The 4,377-nt window shown below is 73.8% G+C and carries 6 protein-coding genes; 1 reads left to right on the forward strand and 5 read right to left on the reverse strand.

Annotation, left to right across the window (positions count from 1 at the left end; translation table 11 throughout):
• Positions 1-771: endonuclease/exonuclease/phosphatase family protein (locus tag AC51EU_RS27570; protein ID WP_496269802.1), on the forward strand; the 771-nt coding region annotated here is incomplete at its 5' end.
• Between the two features lie 9 nt (positions 772-780).
• Here the strand turns inward: AC51EU_RS27570 and AC51EU_RS27575 are convergent.
• The 5 genes from AC51EU_RS27575 to AC51EU_RS27595 form a co-directional block, all read right to left on the reverse strand.
• Positions 781-1,014: a DUF2277 domain-containing protein gene (locus AC51EU_RS27575; protein WP_496269803.1), complete on the reverse strand. Its 234-nt coding sequence runs from the start codon at positions 1,012-1,014 to the stop codon at positions 781-783.
• 52 nt (positions 1,015-1,066) lie between these two features.
• A complete protein-coding gene (locus tag AC51EU_RS27580) occupies positions 1,067-1,774 on the reverse strand; it encodes an alpha-ketoglutarate-dependent dioxygenase AlkB family protein (RefSeq protein WP_496269804.1) in 708 nt (235 codons plus the stop codon).
• Positions 1,775-1,880: 106 nt separating this feature from the next.
• Positions 1,881-2,066 (reverse strand): hypothetical protein, encoded by a 186-nt coding sequence (locus tag AC51EU_RS27585; RefSeq protein ID WP_496269805.1) that lies wholly within the window; start codon positions 2,064-2,066, stop codon positions 1,881-1,883.
• Between the two features lie 348 nt (positions 2,067-2,414).
• Positions 2,415-3,287 (reverse strand): undecaprenyl-diphosphate phosphatase, encoded by an 873-nt coding sequence (locus AC51EU_RS27590; protein WP_496269806.1) that lies wholly within the window; start codon positions 3,285-3,287, stop codon positions 2,415-2,417.
• Positions 3,288-3,490: 203 nt separating this feature from the next.
• Positions 3,491-4,195 (reverse strand): TVP38/TMEM64 family protein, encoded by a 705-nt coding sequence (locus tag AC51EU_RS27595; RefSeq protein WP_496269807.1) that lies wholly within the window; start codon positions 4,193-4,195, stop codon positions 3,491-3,493.
• Positions 4,196-4,377: the final 182 nt, after the last annotated feature.

Here is a 4,377-nt window from a genome sequence, read left to right on the forward strand (position 1 = left end):
CTGCGCGTGATGACGTTCAACCTGCGGTACGCCGCCGACACCGGCCCCCACCCCTGGGCCGAACGCCGCCCGGTCATGCGTCGCCTGCTCCGCCGTGAGGCACCCCATCTGCTGGGCACCCAGGAGGGCCTGTACGCGCAGCTGCGCGACATCGCCGCCGACCTCGGCCCCCGCTACGCCTGGCTGGGCACCGGCCGCGCCGGGGGCAGCCGCGACGAGTTCACCGCCGTGTTCTACGACGTCCACCGCCTCGCCCCGCTGGCCTACGATCATTTCTGGCTGTCCGCCACGCCCTATGTCATCGGCTCCGCGACCTGGGGGAACACCGTCGTCCGGATGGCGACCTGGGTGCACTTCCGTGATCTGCGCACCGGCCGCGCGTTCCTCGCCCTCAACACCCATCTCGACCACGCCCACCAGTACGCGCGGGAACGCTCGGCCGAACTGATCACCCGCCGTCTGGCGCGGCAGGACCCCGCGCTGCCGCGCGTCGTCACCGGCGACTTCAACGTCCCCGCGCACGGCAACCCGGTCTACGACACGATGCTCGGCGGCGGCCCCCTCGCCGACACCTGGGACACGGCGGAACGGCGCGGCGCCGCGTACGCGACGTTCCACGGCTACCGTCCGCCGGTACCGGACGGGGACCGCGTCGACTGGATCCTTGCCTCGCCCGGCGTCCGCACCCGGTACGCCCTGATCAACACCTTCTCCGACGGCGGCCGCTTCCCCAGCGACCATCTGCCGGTCCAGGCGCTGCTGGAGTGGTGACGGCCCGGCTCACCCGGTCCCGGGCCCGGACGGCCCCGCGCCCCGGATCCGGAGGCCGCCGAGCAGGTCCCGGGTGGCGTCCGCCACCGCCGTCACCGCCTCCTCGAACACCTCGCGGTTGTGCGCGGCCGGCGCGCGGAACCCGGAGACCTTGCGGACGTACTGGAGGGCCGCCGCCCGGATGTCCTCCTCGGTGACCTCGGGAGTGACGGGCGGACGGAGTGTCTTGATGCTTCTGCACATACGCTCAGTGTGCCCCTCGGGACGAGGCCGGCGGAGCCCGTCGCCCGTGGGGTCACGTCAGACCGGTGACCCGCATCGTGATGTTGAGGCGGCCGCCGGTGAGGCCGCACGCGGGATCGCCGGTGCCGGGGCGCACCCGGGGCACCCCGTGGTATGCGAACCGGGACGGTCCGCCGAAGACGAAGAGGTCGCCGGAGGCCAGTTCGATGTCGGTGTAGGGCCGGGTCCGGGTCTCGGTGTTGCCGAACCGGAAGACGCAGGTGTCGCCGATGCTGAGGGAGACGACCGGCGCGGCGGACCGCTCGTCCTTGTCCTGGTGCATGCCCATGACGGCCCGGTCGTCATAGAAGTTGATCAGGGCGGCGTCCGGGGCGTAGCCGTCGCCGGCCGCCGGGTCCTCGTACGCCGCGACCAGCGCCTGCCGCCCCAGCGCGGCCATCCACTCGGGGAACTCCGCCACCCGGGCCCCGTTCACATCGCCCGCGGTACGGGTGTAGACGTACGGCTGCCAGTGCCAGCCCAGGCACACCGTCCGCACGGACATCACACCGCCGCGCGGCAGCCTGGTGTGCCGGATCGGTACGGGGCCGCGCGCCCAGCCGCGGCAGGCGGTGACCAGCCGGCGCTGTTCCGCCAAGGAGAGCCAGCCGGGGACGTGGACGGCGCCGGGAGCCACGGTACGAGGGGCCCTGCCGCCGTCGCCCCGGGGCGTGGCGGGGGAGCCGACATGCTCGAAGCCGGGAAGGGGTGTGCCGCTCATCCGTACCTCACCGTGCCGTCCGCCGTCCGGGCCCGCCGCTTCGCCGCGACCGGTCCGTCCCTTCCAGCGTGCCACGCACGGGGAGAGGGTGGCCCGGTCCGCCGCGCTACGCGGCCTCCACGACCTCGGCGCGCAGCGCGAGCGCCCAGTGCTCCAGCAGGACGGCGTACTCGGAGGCGTCCTGCGCGGTCCACGACAGGTCGCCGCGCGCGCGGACGAAGCGCCGTATCGCCTCGTTGGCGGCGGCGGAAGGAACAGGGGAATCCGGAAGGTCGGAGGGAGTTGAGGACATGGGAAACATGCTAGGGGCCACCACTGACAACGCATCACCCTCCGACAGCGGCCGACCGCCCCCGTACACCGCACGCCCGCTGCGCCCGTCCGGCGGCACCTCTCTGACCTGCGGGATTCATCGAACATCTGCGCGCAACGTGCTGCCGGCATGTGTCCAGTCCCACACGTTCCGCGACCACGCCTCCGGCGTGGCGCCGCACCGGAAGCCCCAACTCCACCCGCTTTCGGGACGATCAGGGCGTCCTGGAGGGGGAGGCCGGTGCCGCCTGACGCAGTCACGCACGTGGACTGACGCATCGTCATGAAGAGGGCGACGTTGGCGCGTCCCCGGAGGGAAGCCCCCGCCTCAGCCCGCCGCCTGCCCGGCGTCGGGGCTGAGCACGCCCGCCGACACCAGGGCGAGGAGGACGACGCCGAGCAGGACCCGGTAGACGACGAACGGCAGGAAGCTCCTGGTGGACACGAACCGCATGAACCAGGCGATCACCGTATAGCCGACGGCGAACGCGACCACGGTGGCCAGGAGGGTGGGGCCCCAGGCGACCGGCCCCTCGCCCGCGTCCTTCAGCTCGTAGACGCCGGAGGCGAGGACGGCGGGAACGGCGAGGAGGAAGGAGTAACGGGCAGCGGATTCACGGGTGTAGCCCATCAGCAGCCCGCCGCTGATGGTGGCGCCGGACCGGGAGACACCGGGGACCAGGGCCATGGCCTGGCAGATCCCGTACAGCAGGCCGTCCTTCACACCGAGGTCGGCGAGGGTCTTGCGCCGTGCGGCGGCCCGGTGGCGGCCGCCGGTCGCGGCGCGGGCGGCCAGGCGGTCGGCGACGCCGAGGACGATGCCGAGCACGATGAGGGTGGTGGCGATCAGCCGGAGGTCGCGGAACGGCCCCTCGACGGCGTCCTTGAGCGTCACGCCCAGGACGCCGATGGGTATCGAGCCGACGATCACCAGCCAGCCGACGCGGGCGTCCTGGTCGCCGCGCAGGTCCCGGTCGACGAGGGAGCGTGCCCAGGCCGCGACGATCCGTGCGATGTCCTTGCGGAAGTAGATCAGGACCGCGGTCTCGGTGCCGATCTGGGTGATGGCGGTGAACGCCGCGCCGGGGTCGTGCCATCCGGCGAACGCGGCGGTCAGGCGCAGATGCGCGCTGGAGGAGACGGGCAGGAACTCGGTCAGCCCTTGGACGAGTCCGAGGACGAGGGAGGCGAACCAGGTCATGGGAACGGTGCGATCCAGGGAGGGTCGAGCGCCCGCCGGCGCGGGAGCGGGAGGGGAGGGAGGCGGTACGCCGCAGATGTGGATCACCGGCGGGACGGCGGCAGCGTAGGGGCCCCAGATGTACGGGAGCCCACGGTGCGCCGTCCGCACGGTGCCCCGCGGGTGAGCGCGGGGCGGCGGGCCGGCCCGGCTCCCCGGGGCGCTCAGCCCTTCCCGCGCGGTGACCTCCGCCGCCACCAGACGACGGCCAGCGCGCCCACGGCACTGACCACGAGGAAGCCCGTCGCGGCGAGGAACACCGGCGAGGTGGGGGACGCGGCCCGCGCCCCGGCGACGGCATAGGCGGCCGTGTTGGGCGCGGTGCCCGCCGCCGTGGCCGCCAGATAGGAGAACCAGCCCATGCGGGACACCGAAGCGCAGTAGTTCGTCGCGCCGAACGGCACCCCCGGAAGCAACCGGATCACCAGCATCGAACGGAACCCGTGGTCGCTCAACTGCCGGTCCGCCGCCGTCAGCCACCGGGCGCGCAGCAGCGGGCGCAGGGCGTCCTGCCCGAGCAGCCGGCCGAGGCCGAAGGCCAGACCGGCGCCCAGGATCGTCCCGGCGAGGGAGGAGACGAAGCCGGCCACACTTCCGAAGAGGGCGCCCGCCGCGAGGTTCAGCACCGGACGCGGCACGAAGGCGGTGGTGCACACGCCGTAGGCCAGCCCGAAGACCACCACGGCCCCCGGCCCCGACGCCCGGGACGGCCAGCCGTCGGCCAGCAGCCGCTGCGGCTGCCACAGCAGGACCGCGGTGACGGCGCAGACGAGGAGGACGAGCAGGACCCCCAGCCGGCACCACGGGGAGAACAGGAACCGGGTGCAGCGCGCGGCGAGGCCGTGGGGCGTGGCGGCAGGGGCGGGCATCCGGGGAGCGTATCCGACGCGGGACCCGCGGCCCGTACGCGACCGGCGCGCCCCGCCCGCCGGACCACCGGCCTTCGCCCCGCCGCCACTTCGCGTTCCCGGTTGCCCCGTCGCCCGGACGTCTCCCATGGGCTCGACACCCGTCCCGCCGCTCGTCACCATGGGAGCCATGAACCGGTCCG

Source organism: Candidatus Streptomyces philanthi, assembly GCF_059553635.1.

Coding starts and splice junctions, on each gene's coding strand:
- AC51EU_RS27575 (WP_496269803.1), bottom strand. CDS start 1,014: ATGTGCAGAAGCATCAAGACACTCCGTCCGCCCGTCACTCCCGAGGTC.
- AC51EU_RS27580 (WP_496269804.1), bottom strand. CDS start 1,774: ATGAGCGGCACACCCCTTCCCGGCTTCGAGCATGTCGGCTCCCCCGCC.
- AC51EU_RS27585 (WP_496269805.1), bottom strand. CDS start 2,066: ATGTCCTCAACTCCCTCCGACCTTCCGGATTCCCCTGTTCCTTCCGCC.
- AC51EU_RS27590 (WP_496269806.1), bottom strand. CDS start 3,287: ATGACCTGGTTCGCCTCCCTCGTCCTCGGACTCGTCCAAGGGCTGACC.
- AC51EU_RS27595 (WP_496269807.1), bottom strand. CDS start 4,195: ATGCCCGCCCCTGCCGCCACGCCCCACGGCCTCGCCGCGCGCTGCACC.